Source organism: Catenulispora yoronensis (assembly GCF_039531695.1).
GTDB lineage: Bacteria > Actinomycetota > Actinomycetes > Streptomycetales > Catenulisporaceae > Catenulispora > Catenulispora yoronensis.
On sequence record NZ_BAAAQN010000001.1, the window covers coordinates 339,232 to 356,953 of the forward strand.

12 protein-coding genes are annotated in these 17,722 nt (G+C 69.5%); 8 read left to right on the forward strand and 4 right to left on the reverse strand.

The features are described from left to right. Positions 1 to 31: 31 nt before the first annotated feature. Positions 32 to 3,151, forward strand: coding sequence for an AfsR/SARP family transcriptional regulator (locus ABD481_RS01180; protein ID WP_344663562.1), 3,120 nt, complete (start codon positions 32 to 34; stop codon positions 3,149 to 3,151). 134 nt (positions 3,152 to 3,285) lie between these two features. Here ABD481_RS01180 and ABD481_RS01185 read toward each other — a convergent pair whose 3' ends face one another. Beyond that, complete coding sequence (locus tag ABD481_RS01185; RefSeq protein ID WP_344663563.1) at positions 3,286 to 4,068, reverse strand: maleylpyruvate isomerase family mycothiol-dependent enzyme; 783 nt, start codon at positions 4,066 to 4,068, stop codon at positions 3,286 to 3,288. 244 nt (positions 4,069 to 4,312) lie between these two features. Here ABD481_RS01185 and ABD481_RS01190 point away from each other — a divergent pair, with 244 nt between their 5' ends. Continuing rightward, positions 4,313 to 5,719 (forward strand): S53 family peptidase, encoded by a 1,407-nt coding sequence (locus ABD481_RS01190; RefSeq protein WP_344663564.1) that lies wholly within the window; start codon positions 4,313 to 4,315, stop codon positions 5,717 to 5,719. Positions 5,720 to 5,818: 99 nt separating this feature from the next. Here the strand turns inward: ABD481_RS01190 and ABD481_RS01195 are convergent, their stop codons facing one another. Together ABD481_RS01195 and ABD481_RS01200 are read right to left on the reverse strand one after the other, a co-directional pair. Beyond that, positions 5,819 to 6,307 (reverse strand): beta-class carbonic anhydrase, encoded by a 489-nt coding sequence (locus ABD481_RS01195; protein WP_344663565.1) that lies wholly within the window; start codon positions 6,305 to 6,307, stop codon positions 5,819 to 5,821. Between the two features lie 231 nt (positions 6,308 to 6,538). Continuing rightward, a complete protein-coding gene (locus ABD481_RS01200; RefSeq protein ID WP_344663566.1) occupies positions 6,539 to 7,330 on the reverse strand; it encodes a DUF3050 domain-containing protein in 792 nt (263 codons plus the stop codon). 159 nt (positions 7,331 to 7,489) lie between these two features. Between ABD481_RS01200 and ABD481_RS01205 the strand changes: the two genes are divergently transcribed. Next, complete coding sequence (locus ABD481_RS01205) at positions 7,490 to 7,780, forward strand: hypothetical protein (protein WP_344663567.1); 291 nt, start codon at positions 7,490 to 7,492, stop codon at positions 7,778 to 7,780. A 28-nt stretch (positions 7,781 to 7,808) separates the two neighbouring features. Here ABD481_RS01205 and ABD481_RS01210 read toward each other — a convergent pair whose 3' ends face one another. Further along, positions 7,809 to 8,723: a helix-turn-helix transcriptional regulator gene (locus ABD481_RS01210; RefSeq protein ID WP_344663568.1), complete on the reverse strand. Its 915-nt coding sequence runs from the start codon at positions 8,721 to 8,723 to the stop codon at positions 7,809 to 7,811. Positions 8,724 to 8,864: 141 nt separating this feature from the next. Between ABD481_RS01210 and ABD481_RS01215 the strand changes: the two genes are divergently transcribed. The 5 genes from ABD481_RS01215 to ABD481_RS01235 all read left to right on the forward strand — a co-directional run bounded on the left by ABD481_RS01215 (position 8,865) and on the right by ABD481_RS01235 (position 17,703). Further along, positions 8,865 to 9,842, forward strand: a complete 978-nt coding sequence (locus tag ABD481_RS01215) for an aldo/keto reductase (protein WP_344663569.1) — start codon at positions 8,865 to 8,867, stop codon at positions 9,840 to 9,842. A 44-nt stretch (positions 9,843 to 9,886) separates the two neighbouring features. After that, the gene (locus ABD481_RS01220; RefSeq protein WP_344663570.1) at positions 9,887 to 10,921 is read left to right on the forward strand and encodes a zinc-binding dehydrogenase; all 1,035 of its coding nucleotides are present in this window, start codon (positions 9,887 to 9,889) and stop codon (positions 10,919 to 10,921) included. Positions 10,922 to 11,117: 196 nt separating this feature from the next. Continuing rightward, the gene (locus tag ABD481_RS01225) at positions 11,118 to 15,080 is read left to right on the forward strand and encodes a tetratricopeptide repeat protein (RefSeq protein WP_344663571.1); all 3,963 of its coding nucleotides are present in this window, start codon (positions 11,118 to 11,120) and stop codon (positions 15,078 to 15,080) included. 80 nt (positions 15,081 to 15,160) lie between these two features. Continuing rightward, on the forward strand, positions 15,161 to 15,991 hold the full coding sequence (locus tag ABD481_RS01230) for an RNA polymerase sigma factor (protein WP_344663572.1): 831 nt from the start codon (positions 15,161 to 15,163) through the stop codon (positions 15,989 to 15,991). After that, complete coding sequence (locus ABD481_RS01235; RefSeq protein ID WP_344663573.1) at positions 15,988 to 17,703, forward strand: M48 family metalloprotease; 1,716 nt, start codon at positions 15,988 to 15,990, stop codon at positions 17,701 to 17,703. The genes ABD481_RS01230 and ABD481_RS01235 overlap by 4 nt, the downstream gene beginning before the upstream one ends. Positions 17,704 to 17,722 lie beyond the last annotated feature (19 nt).

Sequence of the window (17,722 nt, forward strand, 5' to 3'; positions counted from 1 at the left end):
ACGTACACGCGGCCGGTAAGGGGGAACCCAGGTGCGGCTCACGTTGCTCGGCGCACTGGAGCTATGGCACGATGCGCGGTCCTATCCGATCGGCGGCCGCAAGGAAAAGCGTCTGCTGGCGATCCTCGCCATGGAGGCCGGAAACGCCGTCTCGGCCCAGAGCTTGGCCGAACGCCTGTGGGACCACGAACCACCGCGGTCGGCGCGGGAGAGCATCCAGGTGCATGTCTCCCGCCTTCGCAAACGTCTCCGGGACGTCTGTGGCGACAGCCTCATCGTCAGCACCGCTTCCGGCGGCTATCGGCTGGACATGCCGCTCGAAGACATCGATGCGCGGCACTTCCTCCAGCTTTTCCACCTGGGCACCAGTACGCGGGCGGCCGAGCCCCTCAAGGCGCGCTCGCTTCTACAACGTGCCGAAGCGCTCTGGCATGGCGAGCCGCTGGCCGGGATCGAGGGCCAGTGGGCGGAAACCACGCGCCGCGTACTCCTGGCGCATCGGCGCAACGCCACATTGGCCCGCATCGAGCTCGAATTGCAGACCGACAACCCAAGCGCAGACCTCATCGGCGAGCTCACGGAACTGACGAGCGACGGGCACACGGACCAGAAGGCCGTGGCCCTCCTGATGTCGGCACTCGAAGTCGCCGGACGGACGGAAGAAGCGCTGGCCGCCTTCCACACAGCCCGCATACGGCTGCAGAACCTCGGCATCGAGCCGCGCCCGGAACTGCGTGCGATGCACCAGCAGATCCTGCGCGGCACCGCCCATTCCCGGCCCTCCGCGCCGACCGGCACCGCCTGGGTGCCCGACACGCTCGACCCGGATCCGCCCCACCTCGCGGGCCGCGACCAGGAACTGGCGGAGTTGCTCGACGGCATAGCCCATGACATCCGCACCCGGTCAGGCCCCGCCTTGTTCGCTCTGGACGGAATGCCCGGAATAGGCAAAACCGCATTGACTGTCCGGGCCGCGCACCTCCTGCGCCCGCACTGCCCCGACGGCTTCCTGCAAATCAGCCTGCGAACTCATCACCTCTCGCAATCGCCGGTCACCGCACGGGACGCCCTGGTGCAAGCCCTCGACGACATCGCGACCCCGGCACGGCAGATGGCCCGCGCCGACAGCACGAACGCCCTCGCGGCGTTGTGGCGGCGGCGCACCAGCGGTCTGCGCATTCTGCTGTTGCTCGACGACGTCGCCGACAGCCAGCAGATCGAGGCCCTGCTGCCGACGGCCCCGGGCAGCGTCGTCCTGCTGACCTCCCGGCGTCGGCTGTCCGGCCTGTCGGGGTTGCGGCAGCACACACTCCAGCCGTTGTCCGACGCCGCGGCCGGCGAGATGCTGTCGGTCATCGTCGGGCGGAACCTGCCCGACCTGGCCCAGAGCCTGGAACAGTTCACCCGCCGCTGCGGCGGGCTGCCGCTGGCCATGGAGGTCGCCGCCGCCTACCTCCGCACCCGCCCCACCTGGGCGCTGGCAGACCTGAACGACCGCCTGGTCACGGCCCAGAAGCGGTCGGCGGCCGACCATCTCAATTCCCGCACTTACGCGGCGTTCGCCGTCTCGCTCTACGCCCTGCCCGAGGAGCAGCGCACCGTTCTGTGCCTGCTCGCCGCCCACCCCGGCCCCGACATCGGGACGGACGCGGTCTCCGCGCTGACGGGCACTGATCCGGCGACCGCGGACCTGGCGCTGGAGGCGCTGCTCGAATACCACCTGATCGAGGAGACGAGGCCGCACCGGTACCGGCTGCACGACCTGATGCGCGAGTACGCACTCACCGAGCTGGCCCTGCGCCAAGGACCGGCGGACACCGACGCGGCTCTGTCCCGTCTTCTGTCGTTCTATCTGGCCACGGCGCTGAGCGCCGACCGCGCGATTCATCCTCGGCGCCGGCCGGCCGCCGAGTCGCCCGCGGTGGCCCGGACCACGCCCACCTTCGACTCCCCGGGCCGGGCCCGCGCCTGGCTGGACACCGAGTGGCAGAACCTCGACGCCATGAACCTGCTGGCGCATCAGCGCGGCTGGCACGACCGGGCCCGTTTGCTGCCCCTGGTGCTGGCGGAGTTCCTCGACCGCCGCGGCGACTGGACCCGGGCCATCGGCATCCTGCAACAGGCGATGGAGAGCCATGCCAACGCCGGCAAAGGCTTCGGCGACGCCACAGCGGCACGACTGCTCACCGACCTGGCGGCTGCGCGCATCCGCACCGGCGAGCTGGATCTCGCCCTGTCCCTCGCGCAACGTGCACTGAACGCGTGGGTCGAGTGCGGCGACCGGTACGGCCAGGCGAACGCCTGGGTCCAGATCGGCCGGACCCATTTCCATGCCCGCCAGCCGGCCTTGGCGATCCCCGCCTATGAGCAGGCCGCGGCGCTCTACGACAGTCTCGGGGACCTCGGCAGACGCGCGGTCGCCGAAGACCACCTGAGCGTCCAGATGTTCGAGCTCGGACGGCATGCGGAAGCCTTCACGCTCAGCCATCGGGCTCTGGAGACCGCCCGCGACATCGGGGACCCGGCCTTGCAGTGCGACGTCCACACGAACCTCGGCGAGATGTACCGAAGGGCTGGACACGTCGACAAGGCGCTCTGGCATCTCCACCAGGCCGAGGCTTTCATCGACGATCTCGGCGACCCGCAGAACACCGCGGTGCTGCACAGCAATATCGGCGCCGTCCACAGCGACCTCGGCGAGCACGAGGCCGCGCAGGCCTCGTTCCACACCGCGCTCACCCTGTTCCAGGCCCTCGGCGACCATCGCAACGAGATCGACACGCTCATCAGCCTCGCCGGCACCGACATCAACCGGGGCGATCACGGCGCCGCGTTCCAGCATCTCCACCACGCCTCACACCTGGCCGCGTCGATCCACGACCCGTTGCGCCGGGCCCGCATCCACCTGACCACCGGGCATGCCCACCGTGGCCGGCGGCAACTTCCCGAGGCGCTGAACTCCTACCATGCGTCCGTCGCCGAAGCCCTTACCGCCGAGGCTCCGCTCGACCAGGCCCATGCGCTGCGCGCCATCGGGGAAGTGCTCGATCTCCGCGAGGATCCGGACGCGGCAGCGTTCGCGCAGCGGGCGAACACCATCTATCAACAGCTTCGGCATCCAGCAGCGATGCCCGATGAGACAGCACCTTGATACGTCTCGCTCGCCGCATACGTCGCACGCGCCGCACACACGTCTCACGCAGCACACGTGCCGCTCACACGACACACGCGCCGCTCACCCTGCGGAGCCAGCTCCGCGCCCCCTGAACCAACAGTGGCGTGCCGTCACAGCCACCATTCCCAGGTGCGGAGCAGTTCGAGCAGCCCCGCGTCCCCGTCGACCTCCAGAGAGTCCACCGGAATGCGCTCGTACAGGAAGAGAACCAGATCGCTGGCCGTACCGCGCAGCGAAACGCCGGCCGCGTCCGGGTCCTCGCCGGCGGCGGGCAGCCGGGTGGTCCGGGCACCGTCGCCGTCGACCGTGTGGCGCCAGGAGCGGCCCTCGGTGGCGTGCAAGTCGAAGGCTGTGGGCTTGTGCGGCCACGGGACCGTCGTGTAGCAGGTGATGAAGAGGTTCTCCTCGACGCCGTCGAGCGCCACCTCCGACGGCAGCGGTTGCGGGGTGCCCACGGCGGCCTGGGCGTCGTAGGTGTGCACCGCGATCTCCTGGACCTGGTGCCGGGCGACCGAACCGCAGGTGTCCGTCAACTGGGTGGCGCCCCAGCCGGTCCAGCAGGCGCCGTCCGGGTCGGAGGCCTGGAGCGCGTCCAGCAGTTCCTGCGTCGTCAGGGCCAGCCAGGCCAGCAGCTCGTCGCGCTCCCGGGGGGCCGGCACGGCGCGCTGGGCGACCGCCTCGGCCGGGGCGGCGTCGGCGGGTCCGGCAGCGACGGTGGCGGCCCGGAAGCGGCGCCCCTGGCCCAGGTGCTGCGCCAGATCGAACAGCGTCCACTCCGGGCAGGTCGGCACCTGGACGTCGAGGCTGGGTGCCGAGGCGATCACGGCGCGGAAGGCGGTCGCGCGCTCGTCGATCAGCCGCAGCAGGTCGGGAAACGCCAGAGACTTATGCACAGCGGCAGTTCTATCACCGTGGTCGGCCCGCCCGATATCGGTTTTGGGCGCCACGCACAGTGACCGTCCTCCGACGCGGCACTCGCGCGATTTGAAACAGTGTCCTGACTCACAGAGGGTAAACCCTGTTTCCCGATAACGATTCAGTCAATCGCGGCGGTGCGCCATTGCGTTCCGCCCGCCTTTTGAGTGACGTGCACAGTGCACTGTTCCATCGGGGTGTTTTCCAAGGACTAGGAGTCAAATGAGCACCCGCAAACGTGCCACCCGTGCCGGCGCGCTCAGCCTCGCCATAGCGAGCGCGTTCACCCTGGCGGCCTCGTCCGCGGCGTCCACCGTGACGTCCGCGGGCAGCCAGGGCTCCGGCAAGAGCACCCAGGTGCACCCGATGATCTCGGGGAGCCGGGAGGTGGCGAACCTGCCCACGCCGCTGCCGACGTCGCAATGTCTGACGCAGCTCGCGATCAATTGCTACAGCCCCTTGCAGTACCGCAGCGCCTATGACCTGAACCCGCTGTACCAGGCCGGGGTCACCGGCAAGGGGAAGACGATCGTGATCGTCGACGCCTACGGGTCGCCCAGCATCCAGGCCGACCTGGAGGTCTTCGACAAGCAGTGGGGCCTGCCGGACACCACGGTGGACATCCGGAAGTTCGGGAACGTCCCGCCGTTCGACCCGAACGACTCCACCATGATCGGGTGGGCCGAGGAGACGACGCTGGACGTCGAGTACGCCCACGCGATCGCCCCCGGCGCGAAGATCGTGCTGGCCGAGACCGCGGTCGCCGAGACCGAGGGCGTCACCGGCCTGCCGGAGATGATGGACGCGGAGAAGTCGCTCATCGACTCCGGGGTCGGCGACGTCATCTCGCAGAGCTTCGGCGCCACCGAGGACACGTTCCCGGGCTTCGACCAGCACGACTTCTCGTCGCTGACGAACCTGCGGTACGCGTACAAGGACGCGGCGGCGCACCACGTGACGGTGCTGGCCTCCTCCGGCGACAACGGCGTGACCAGCCAGACCCTCGACGGCAACGGGTTCTTCCCGTACCCGGCGAACTCCTGGCCCTCCTCGGACCCGCTGGTCACCTCGATCGGCGGCACCTACCCGGCGATCGACGACAACGGCAACCGCACCGCACCGGACGTCACCGGCAACGACAACGACCTGCTCGACCCGGGCGGCGTCGTCGGCGGCGGCGGGCAGTCCCACGTGTTCAAGCGGCCCGACTACCAGAACGGCGTCAAGTCCGTGGTCGGCGCCCAGCGCGGCACGCCGGACATCTCGTTCAGCGCGACCCTGTCGGGCGCGGCGTGGGTGTACTTCAGCTTCACCCGCCCGGGCTGGCACCTGATCGCCGGGACCAGCGAGTCCTGCCCGATCATGGCCGGCGTCGTCGCGCTCGCCGACCAGGTGGCCGGCCACCGGCTGGGCACCATCAACTCGGCGCTGTACCAGCTGGGCCCGCTGTCGACGAACCCGCGGATCGGCAAGTTCACGGGCATCCAGGACGTGACCGTGGGCAACATCAGCGACAACGGCGTGACCGGTCCCAGCGCGGGAGTCGGCTACGACATGGCGACCGGCTGGGGCACCATCGACGGGGCACGGTTCGTCCCGGCGTTGGCTCTCGCCGCGTCAGCGTACTGACGCCCCGGAACCACTGGGCACCTACCGTAAAGCAGAACGCTCGCCGTCGGGACCTTCGGGTCCGGACGGCGAGCGTTTCGCTTCGCGGTCGGCTATTCGCTATTTGACCTCGTTCAGCCGGCCGTCGGCGACATCGAAGACGAACCCCCGCACCGCGTCGGTGTGCGGGATGAAGGGACTCGCCTTGATGCGCCGGATGGACTGGCGCACGTCCTCCTCGACGTCCGGGAACGCCTCGGCGGCCCACGCCGGCTTGATCCCGGTGTCCGCCTGGATCTGCTGTTTGAAGTCGTCGTCGGTGAACGTCAGCATGCCGCACTCGGTGTGGTGGACCAGGATGATCTCCCGCGTCCCCAGCAGCCGCTGGCTGATCGCCAGCGACCGGATGGCGTCGTCGGTCGCGACGCCGCCGGCGTTGCGGATGACGTGGGCCTCGCCCTCGCCGATCCCCAGCGCAGCGGCGACGTCCAGCCGGGCGTCCATGCAGGCCAGGACGGCGACGTTCTGCGACGGCGGCAGCGGGAGCGGTCCGGTGAAGCCGGCGGCGTAGTTCTCGTTGTTCAGCAGGTACTGATCGGTGACAGACATGGGCGCTTCCTTGGGTCGAGGACGAGTGGCCGGGGCCAGCAGTTCGCGTTCCCCATCAGCCCCCTTTGTCCATAGACATTATAGGAGTTGCGCGGCGCGCTTCTGAGATGGCGAACAGGTGGCGGAGCCGGGGACGGATGCCAGCGCCGGAGCCGAGCGGGGCCAAGCCGGTCTGCCGCCGATCCCCTCTGTCAGCCCACTGTCAGCAATCTCTCCGTTCCCAGTCCCCCGTCAGCCCTTGAGCAGGCCCACGATCCCGTCCCACAGCGCGACCCGGGCCTCCAGCGCCGCGTTCACCGTCCCGGCGCACGCGTCCCACCGCGACTGGTCCTCGCCGCACAGGTCGATGAGCATCTGCATCGCCATCGGCGTGTGCTGTTCGCCGTCGACCTCGATGTGGCGGGCCAGGTAGTCCTTGAACGCCTCCAGGCGGCCGTCCGGGTCGGCGATCCCGATGACCTGCTGGAACATCTCCGGGATCAGGTCCTCGCGGCCGAAGGCGAAGGCGGCGGCCTGGCAGTGGACCGGCTCGGTGGTGATGATCCGCCAGGTGGTCGCCATGAAGTCGGCCGCCGCGGCCGGGACGCCGGCGCCGGTGATCGCCTCGGCGACCGGGGTGCCGTCGCGCAGCAGGTCGATGAAGGCGTCGACGGCCAGGCGCGAGGCGCCGGCGTTCGCCATGCCGTCGAGGTAGAGCTCGAAGTGGCTGATGTAGCCCTCGCCGAGCTCGTCGCTCTCCTCCACCAGGGTGATCTCGTTGATCAGGCGGCGGCTGGCGGTCGGGCCGGACGGGATCCACGGCAGCTCGACCCGCGTCAGCTGCCGCTGCAACGACTTGAGCAGGGACATGAAGTCCCACACCGCGAAGACGTGGTTCTCCTGGAACGTCTGGACGTTCTCCAGGGTGGAGATCTCCTTGTAGATCGCGTGGGTGACGACCTGGCGCCGGACCGGCTCGATGGCCTCTTGCAGACTGACCAGACCGGGGTGGGTCCGGTTCCAGTTGTAGCGGCTCGTGCTCACGGGTGATGCTCCGATCTGAATGACGGCTCTGGCGGACGCACTCCCAGCGCTGGTCTGGAAGCACCTCCACAGTGAGCTGCCGCGCTACAGATACTCTGCGAATCCGCTGCGAATCCGATTCACGTGCCGGCGCGCGGCGGGACCGCTAACGTGGGCGCTATGACGTCCGACAACATCAGCACCGAGCAACGGCTCGCCGCGATCGAGGCCAAACTCGATCTGCTGCTCGCGCGGCTGGGAGTCGACGAGGACGCCGCCTACGGACTCAGGGCCTTGACAGTCGCCGACCGGATTCCCGCGTCCGTGACGGATCCGGTCATGGAACTCGTCCGCGGCGACCAGCCGATCCAGGCCATCAAACTGCATCGTTCGCTCACCGGCGCGAGCCTGCGCGAGTCGAAGGCAGTTATCGACGCAATGAAGGCGAGCCTGAAGACCGGGCGCGGCTGAGCCTGGAGCCAGGCCGGACCCCGGGTGGTCAGGACTCCTGGACCGCCGTGGTCGTCGTCGCAGACCAGCTGGCCAGCACATTGAGCGCGTCCTGGGACGCTGAACCAAGCTCCGCACTGTAGGCATTGAGCCGCAACCCGGCATCCGCCGTCAGCTCCATCGACTCGTAGCTGAGCATCAGCTCGCCGACGACGGGATGGTGCAGATGCTTGATCCCCGAGCGGTGAAAGCGGACATTGTGGTCCGCCCAGCGGACACGGAAGATCTCACTGCGGGTGGACAACTCGCCGATCAGGTCGGACAGCGCTTTGTCGTACGGATTGCGGCCGGCCTCGGCGCGCAGCAGCGCGACGGTATCGGCGGCGTGGCGGTCCCAACCGTCGTAGAAGTCCTGGGCCGCCGGATCGAGAAACATGAATCTGGCGATGTTGGTGTGACGGACGGGACTGTCGAACAGCGGGGCGAACAGGGCCCGGCCCAGGCTGTTGGACGCCAGGACGTCCATACGACCGTTGCGGACGTAGGCCGGCGCCATGGCCATCGTGTCGAGGAGCCGCTGCATGCCGGGCCGGACCCGCTGCCCGGACGGACGGTGCCCGGCCGACGCGGCCGACCGGGCCGACGCAGCCGACGCGGCGGCGTTGGTGGCGCGCACCAGGTCGAAGAGGTGGGCAGTCTCGGCCTCGTCGAGGTGCAGGGCCCGAGCCAGCGCGTCCAGCACCTGGTCGGACACCCCGCGAGCATTTCCGCGTTCCAAGCGCGTGTAGTAGTCGACGCTGACGCCGGCGAGCATGGCGACCTCTTCGCGCCGCAGGCCGGGAACCCGGCGGTGCTCGGTGCCGTAAGCCGGAAGGCCCGCCTGATCAGGCGAGATCCTCGCGCGTCGCGTAGTGAGGAAGTCGCGGATCTCGCTGCGAGGGTCGACGTCGTTGCCGCGGTGCATGCCCCGACGGTACTTCGAACCGGCCCGGCCTGGGAGGTCCTGGCAGTACCAGGAACATCAAGAACTCCCAGGCCGAGACGGATACCGCTTGTATGGGACCGAGGGGCACGGGACCCCGGCCCGCGACGAAGGTGAGAACTCATGCAACACGTCACACTCGGATCCCTGGACGTCGCCCGCATCGGCCTGGGCGCGATGTCGATGGCCGGCGTCTACAGCCGGGAAGGACTGGACGACGCCGAGGCGATCCGCACCATCCACCGCGCCCTGGACCTCGGCGTCACGCTGATCGACACCGCCGAGATCTACGGACCGTTCACCAACGAGGAACTCGTCGGCCGCGCCATCGCCGACCGCCGCGACGAGGTGGTGCTGGCCACCAAGTTCGGCTTCGTCTCGCACGCCGGCGCGGGCCCGCGCAACCTGGACAGCAGCCCGGCCAACATCCGGACCGCGATCGAGGGCTCCCTGAAGCGCCTGGGCACCGACCACATCGACCTGTACTACCAGCACCGCGTCGACCCCGGGACCCCGATCGAGGACGTCGCCGGCACGCTCGCCGAACTGGTCGCCGAGGGCAAGGTCCGGCACTTCGGGCTCTCGGAGGCCGGGCCGGAGACGATCCGGCGCGCACACGCCGTGCATCCGGTCGCCGCCGTCCAGTCCGAATACTCGCTGTGGACCCGGGACCAGGAGCCGAAGGTGCTTCCCCTGCTGCGCGAACTGGGCATCGGCTTCGTCGCCTACTCCCCCCTCGGCCGCGGCTTCCTGACCGGGAAGATCCGCTCCCGGGACGACCTGGCCGCCGACGACTCCCGCACGAGCAACCCGCGCTTCGCCGACGAGAACTTCGAGCACAACCTGCGCATACTGGCCGAGGTCGAGGCCGTCGCCGCCGAAGCCGGCGCCACGCCGGCCCAGATCGCGCTGGCCTGGCTGCTGGCCCAGGGCGAGGACATCGTCCCGATCCCCGGCACGCGCCACATCCACCGGCTGGAGGAGAACGTCGCCGCCGAGGGCGTGCAGCTCACCGACGAGCAGATCGCCCAACTCACTGCCCTGACACCGCCGGCCGGCGACCACCACACCGAGGCGCAGATGCGGATGCTGGAGCGCTGAGCCGCGGCACATCGACCTGAAACCGTCTGGAAGGACTCATTCTCATGCGGGCGACCCTGATCTATGGTGCCGGCGACGTGCGGGTCGGCGAGGTGCCGGATCCTGTCATCAAGCAGCCCACCGACGCGTTGGTGCGCGTGGTGCGCGCCTGCGTCTGCGGCAGCGACCTGTGGCAGTACGGTTCCAAGCCCGCCACCCCGCACGGCGACCGGATCGGGCACGAGTTCCTCGGCGTCATCGAGGACCTCGGCTCCGAGGTGTCCGGGCTCTCCCGCGGCGACTTGGTCCTCGCGCCCTTCGTCTGGTCGGACGGGACCTGCGACTTCTGCCGGGAGGGCCTGCACACCTCCTGCCGCCACGGCGGATCGTGGGCCCGCGACGGGGTCGATGGCGGCCAGGGCGAGGCCGTGCGCGTGCCCCAAGCCGCCGGAACCCTGGTGAAGCTGCCGGTCGGCGCGGACCCCGCGCTGCTGGCGTCCCTGCTTACCTTGTCCGACGTGTTCTGCACCGGACACCACTGCGCCGTGACGGCCGGCGTTGACGCCCGCACCACGGTCACCGTCATCGGCGACGGCGCCGTGGGACTGTCGGCGGTGCTGGCCGCCAAGCGGTTGGGCGCCGAGCGGATCATCTTGATGGGACGCCACAAGGACCGCACCGACCTGGGCCTGGAGTTCGGCGCCACCGACGTCGTGGCCGAGCGCGGCGCGGAGGGCGTCGAGAAGGTGAAGGAGCTGACCGGCGGCGACGGCACCCACGCCGTGCTGGAATGCGTCGGCCTGGAGCAGGCCTTGACCACCGCGTTCGGCGTTGTACGGGCCGGCGGCACCATCAGCCGCGTCGGCGCGCCGCAGTACAGCAAGGTGTCCTTCGGCTTCCCGGACTTCCTCCGCAACATCACCCTGACCGGCGGCGTCGCCCCGGCCCGCGCCTACATCGACGAGCTGCTGCCCGACGTGCTCGACGGCCGCGTCCAACCCGGCCGGGTCTTCGACCGCACCGTCGGCCTCGACGACGTACCGGACGGATACCGCGCGATGGCCGATCGCACGGCGTTGAAGGTTCTCATCGAGCCCTGAGACGAGGTGTGGCGATCCTGGACCGGAACGAAAGGGCGTCGGGCCGCTGGTCTCCGTGCGCCTTCGTCGGCGTAGAGTGTTGTGCCTACAGAATCAGTACGCGTATTCGCTACCGGCCCGAGCGATGACGGTGAGGCACGATGGGCATGGGCACTGGTCTCAGCTTCCTGGACGCCACCCTCGGTCGGCCCGACCTATGAACGACTTCAGGTACGGCCACCTCACCGACAGCGTTGTGGTGCATGGCGATCGCAATGTGATCCTTCAGCAGATCGGCGCGGGCTCCTCGGCAGGCGCGCCGTCGGCGGCGACCGTCGAGGAGGCGGCGGCGTGGCTGTTCGCCATGCCCGCGCCGCTGTTCCTGGACCGGCCCACGCAGTGGCTCCGGCCGGAGGCCGGGATCATCGATCTGATCGAGCGGCCGGAGACCGAGCGGCTGGCCCGCTGGTGCCTGGCTCCGGACGGCCCGCTGGTCCGGCTGGTCGAGGGCCAGGGCGGCCAGGGCAAGAGCCATCTCGCGCAGCGGGTGTGCGAGCGGGTGCGGCAGCAGCCGGGCTGGGCCGCGGGATTCGTCGACCTCGCGCCATCGGCCGAGGCAAGCCATGGCGGGGCCGACGTCGCGCACCGCACGGTCCCGGCGATCGAGCGGATCACCGGGGCCATGGAGTCGCTCGTCGGCTTCGGCCGATCGGCCCTTCTCGTGGTGGACTACGCGGAGCAATACGCCGCCCTGCTTCCTCAGCTGATACGCACAGCCGCGCAGCTCGCCACGCCTGCTGGAGGCGACGGCCAGAACATCAGAATCCTGTTGCTCGCGCGCCATACCGCCGGCTGGTGGGACGAGATAGCGGTGACCAGTCCGCTGCATCCCTGGATCGACCCCGACCCGGTGCTGCTGAATGCGGTGAGCGAACAGCCGGGCGTCACCGGTGACGCGGTCTGGGCCGGTGCGATCGCTGCCTTCGCACACTACGCGGTCGCCTCCGGATTCCTACGTGACCTTCCTGCGCTGGAGTCGCTGACCTCACGTCCGCCGGGACGCTATGCGACCACGCTCGACCTCTTCGCCGAGGCGCTCATCAGGGTCCTGGCCGTCAAATACGGCACCGGCGGCGATCCTGGGGAGGAAGACCCTCGGCGCGATCCGGTCGCCGAGCTCGTCAGGCATGAACGACGGTACTTGGCCACTGCCTGGTTGAGCGCGGAGGTGCGCGTCGCGGCGACCGCCGAACGTCGGCAAGCCGAGCAGGCACACGCCTTGGCCGCCGTCATCATGCATCCCGCCGCGTCCAGGGAGCAGGCGCGCCGGCGTCTGGCCGCCAGCACCGTCCTCAAGGCGCTCGGCGACGACCATCTCGACCGGCTCGCGGGGCTCCTGGGCCGGATCTATCCGTCGGCCGAAGGCGCCCAGTGGGAACAGCCGCGCCCGGACCGCCTCGCCGACACGCATCTGCTGATGATCGCCGAGTACGACAGCGCCGATGCCGACGCCCACCGCGCTCTCCTCGACCTCTGCGATCCGGCGGAGTCGGCAGCCCATGCCGATCACATCGTCAGAGTGCTGACCCGAGCGTTGTCGACCCCGCGAGCCGACGAGCTGCACGCCAAGGGCTGGCGACGCATCCGATCCGTGGTGGAGGCGCTGGTCCGCGATCATCCGCCCGGGTTCCTCCCGGCGGTGGTGCGGGTGGATCCGGTGCGCTTCCGATCCGCGGTCGTTGAGGTGCTGGAACGCCCCGACGCGGACGTCGCGGGCCCACCGACACTGGACGTCTCCGATCTCGGCGCCCTGGTGCACGAACTGGCGACCCGGTTCCCCGAGAGCACCTCGCGCAACCCCATAGGGCTGGCCGCCGTAACGCACCACATCGCGCAACTCAAAGCCATCGCCACGGATTCGGTGATCACGCCACTCGCGCTCGACCAGCAGTATCGCAGTATCTTGCTGTACGAAGTCGGTGACTTCGGCGAGGCCACGCTGGCCGCCGCGCAAGCAATGGTGGCCGCGCAGGAGCTGGCCGCCAACAGTCCAGCACGCTTCAGTGCGTTCCACGGCCAGACGTTGACCCAGGTAGGCAGGTCTCTGGCACGCGCCGGACGCCCGGACGCGGCCGGCGAGTACATGCAGCAGGCGGAAGAGGCCTTCCGGATCGCGGCAGAGGCCGCCGAGGGCACTGACGACGACGGTGAAACCGCCGCCGGCCGTGCGGTCAACCAGGTCAATCTCAGCATCCTGCACACCGCGCTCGGTCAGGCCGCCTACGCGCTGGCCGGAAACGAGGCGAACGTCGCTCGGCTCAGGATCCTCTCCGAGCGCGATCCGGCGCTCTTGCCGAATCTCACCTCGGCGTTGCGCAGTCTGGGGTCTTGCTACGCCGATCTCGGCCATCACCGGGAAGCGCACCGGTGCGTAGAGGAAGCAGCGCATCTTGCGCGCACGCTGGTCGACAGTGACCGGGACCGCTTTCTTCCGCTGTTCGCCGACACCGCGAACAGCCTGGCGCTCCGCCTACAGGCGCTCAGTCAATCCGCAGCCGCCCTGACGTGGTCCGAACAAGCCGTCGACGCGCTGCGTTCGCTCGTCGAGACCTCGGAGAGCGGCTATCGGGCTGATCTGGCCGTCGGCCTGACCACACTGGGACTGACACGACACGACGTGGGACACACCTACGGCGCCCTCGCCGCGACCATGGAGTCCATCGAGTTGCTGCGTCCCCTAACCGTTGAGAACCCCGCAGCGTATGAGCATCATCTCGCCAAAGCTTTGAACAACCTCGCTTCGATGCTTCTTCAGGCGGCGCAGCACGATCAAGCCCTTGAAGTGGCTGCTGAGGCGTTGACCATGCGTCGGCGCCTGGTCGAGCGCAGCAGGGCCCGTTATCTGCCGGACCTGTTCGACAGCCTGCACATCAACGTCGGCGCGCTGGCCGAGAACGGCCGTCTCGCACAAGCAATCGTCCTGGCCGAGGAAGCGGTGGCCGTTGTCCGGCCGCTGGCCGCCGCGCGACCGGCCCGCCACGAACCCGATCTCGTCACCGCTCTCGCCAGTCAGGCCGAGGTGCTCGGGCGGCTTGGGCGGCGCGCCGAGGCCGTGTCAGCCTTCGATGAGGCGATCCCGATCCTTGAACGGCTCGCGCAGCAATGGCCTGATTCGCGATTCCCGACACGACTCGCTGTCGCGCGCGCCCGGCGCACAGAGATGCTGGCCGGCGACGAGGGCTCCACCTCGCTCCCTGCCGGGATCCTGCCGGAGGGCGCGATGGCCGAGATCGGGTTGAACGTGTTGCGGAAGCTCTCCGCGCAGAGCCAGGCCGGCAGCAATCGGGACAGCGCAGCGCGCACCTCTCGGGTGTTCGGGGACCGGCTGGCGGAGGCGGGTCGGTTCGCAGAGGCCGCGGAGGCATATAGCGACGCGATCACAGCGTACGAAGAGTGCGAGGAATGGGAGGAAGCCGCGCTTCTCCTCAGCAGGCTGGGCAACGTCCTCACCAGTCTCGACCGGCACGCTGACGCCGCCGTCACGCAGCTGCGCTCCGCCGATCTGTATCAGCAGGTCGGTGACGACGAGAACGAGGCCCTGTCGTCCCTGCTGGCCGCCATCGCTCACACCGTGGCCGGGCAGAGCCAGCAGTCCGTGGACGCGGCCCGCCGCGCGCTCGGTGCCGCGCGCCGTTTCGGGGAGCTGGACTTGCTGGCCAAGACGCTGACGATATACGGCGGAACCCTGGAGGAAGCGCACCTCGACACCGAGGCGGCGGCCGTCTTTGAGAAGGCTGCCGAGGTCTACCAACGCCTGGGCCAGGCGGACGAGCAGGGTGCCGCACTGTGCCGACTCGCCGATTGCCTGCGGATGCTCGGCCGGTACCGCAAGGCGGTCGAGGTCGCTCGTCAGGGAATCAGCCTCCTGCGTGGCAGCGACCTTGTCGAGGATCTTGGGTTCGCGTACCACTGCCTCGCCAATTGCTTGAGCAGGCTGCGCAAGCGTGGCGAAGCTGTGAGGGCCTACGCCGCGGCCGCGGATTGCTTCGTGCAGGCGGGCAATGCCGAGGCGCGCACAGATGTCCTTGAGGACGCCCGAGCCGTCATGCACCGATTGCGGCTTGTGTCCGATGGGGACAATCTGGAACGGGTCGCCGCCGTTCTGGAACGGAACCGGTGAATCGCAGTAAAGAAAAGCCGTCCACTGGCCCTCTAAGAGGCGGAAGGTTGACCTGGAAGACACTCCGAAGGAGACGTCGTGTGGATCCGAACGCCAGCGGGAGCTTTGACCACCAAAGCTTCGAGGACTTCGTCCACCGCACCGCCGGCCGCACGTTGGCCCGAGCCGCGGTACTCACCGGCCGACGACAGGACGCCGAGGACCTCGTCCAGGAGGCCTACCTGGCCGCCCACAAAGCCTGGGACCGGATCCGAGTCGAGTATGACTCGCCGGAGGCTTGGCTGGTCCGGGTGATGGCGAACCTGTGGCACGCGGAGGTGGCGAAACGGAGCCGCCGGGAGGAGGCGCTCTGGAGGCTGCCGGCACCGCCGCAGGCCACGACGGAGGAGACCGAAGAGGCCCGGGCCGTGCTGAAGGCGATCGGGCAGTTGGCGGACCAACAGCGCACCGCCCTGGTGCTGCACAGCCTGTGCGGGCTGTCCTACCTGGAGATCGCGGAGCACCTGGGCATCTCACCAGGGACAGTCGGCGCCCATATCAACAAGGCCCGGACCACTTTGCGAAAGCGCTTGGGCATGCAATCGGCACGCCGCGCCGGCCGGATCCGCGGGGGCAATCTGCAGTTGGTCCCGACGGTCTCGCTGGCCACCTTCGCCGGCGCCGGACCGACCGCCGTCGATCCGCTGGCCGAGCGGCTGGCCGCCGCCGAGCACTGGCTGGCCGGCGCCCTTGCCGAATCCGCCGCGGCGGTCGGCGCCCGGGTGCGAACGGCGTTGACGGTCCTGGCCGAAGCCGATCCGGCGTCCGAAGACCATCCGGCGGCCGAAGACGGTCCGGCCTCCGAAGACGGTCCGGCGTCCGAGGACCATCCGGCGTCCGAAGCCGATCAATACGCCGAGGACCGGCCATGAGAAGCGCCGCCCTGCGGTTCGTCCTCGCGGCCTGGCTGCTGATGGACCTGCACCTGCTCGTGCTCGGCCTGGTGCTCGCGGACGCCGTCGTCGCGACGAAGGCGTCCGCGGGCGGCTACGGCTCGAACAGTGCCCTGATCAGCATCGCGGCCGTGGGAATCACGCCGTTCTTCATCGCGGCCTTCTACGCGGTCGCGGCCGCCGACCGCGCGCGGCGGCCGATCATGGCGTACGGACTGCTCGCCACCATGGCGACGGCCGGTGCCGTGATCCTGGTTCGCGGCCTGACTGCCCGGGACCGCTACAGCAACGCCGCCATGGCCGACAAGCGCCTGGGCATCGGAGTCCTGATCCTGGTCGTCCTGCTGTCCTTCACCATCACCCGGATCGGACGGGCAGCCCGCCCGAAGCCGGCGGGAGCCGTGCAGATCGGCCCGCGGCAGGCCCCGGACCTGTGGCGGACGCTGCAAGAACTCGCCGAGGCGCTGGGTACCACCGCGCCGCACCAGGTCTGGCTGACCGACACCCCGAACGCCGCCGTCACCGAGGAACTCCTCCCGCGCGGGCTGTTCCGGGGCTGGACCAGGCGGCTCTACATCGGCGCCCCGCTGATCAGCGCGCTGCGGACCAGCGAACTGCGCGCCGTCCTCGCCCACGAGCTGGCGCACTACGCGTGCAACCACACCCGCTGGGCCGTCATGGCCTACCGGCACTCGCCTTCGATCCGGCCCGCCTACGCGCGCTGCCACGCCCCGGCGCTGGCTCCGTCGGCCGCGCCGGGCGACAGCCACGGGCGCATGCACCGCCTGCTGACCGCGTACAACACCGCCTACGACCGGGTCTCGCTGCCCATGAACCGGCAGCAGGAACTGGAGGCCGACGCGCTGGCGGCGGCGAGTGTGGGACCGGAGGTGTTCGGCGCCGGACTGTGCGCCGTCTACGCCGCCGCCGCGCGATGGAACACTTTCACGCCACCGGTCCAGAAGCCCAAACCATTGTGGGAGAACATCTTCAACGCCTTCCACCTGTGGATCGAGGGACCGGACGGACAGCGGCAGTTCACACAGCTGATGCGGGGCGCACCGCGGATCCCCGCCCCGAGCGGCGAGGACACGCACCCGGGGCTGCGCGAACGGCTCGACATGCTGGGCGTCGGCGATCCCGACCCGGCGCTGCGGGACCCGGAACCGGCGATGGCCTGCCTGGGCCGGAACTGGGACGGGCTGTTCAGCGACCTGGTGGTCAGCGCCTACCGGCCCGATATCGGCTCGGTGGACGTCCGGGTCACCCAGATCCTGGTCGCGTCGCTCGGGTTCGCGCTGGTGACGATCGGGGTACTGCCCGCACCGGGACCCGCGACCGGCGGCCCCAGCATGTCTCCGACGTTCGGGTTCCCTTCGATCCCGGGACGGTTCAGCGGATTCCCCTCCATGCCGGCGCTCGTTCCGCCCCTGCCATCGCGACTGGGGACAGAGCCGTGGGCGAACCTGCACCTCCCTGTGGTCACTGAATCCAGGCTCCCCCTTGTCCCTACAGCGGCCGGCGTCCTGGTGCATGTGCGAAGCGGCGACACGCTGTCGGCCATCGCAGTACGCTGTCACACGACCGTCGACGCTCTTGAGAAGGCCAACCAGCTGAGTTCCTCCTTAATTCGCGCCGGCAGCGACCTGACTGTGCCGGTGGCGGGGCCTGGCCCGTCCACCTGCCATTGATGCCGCGTCCGTCGATCAC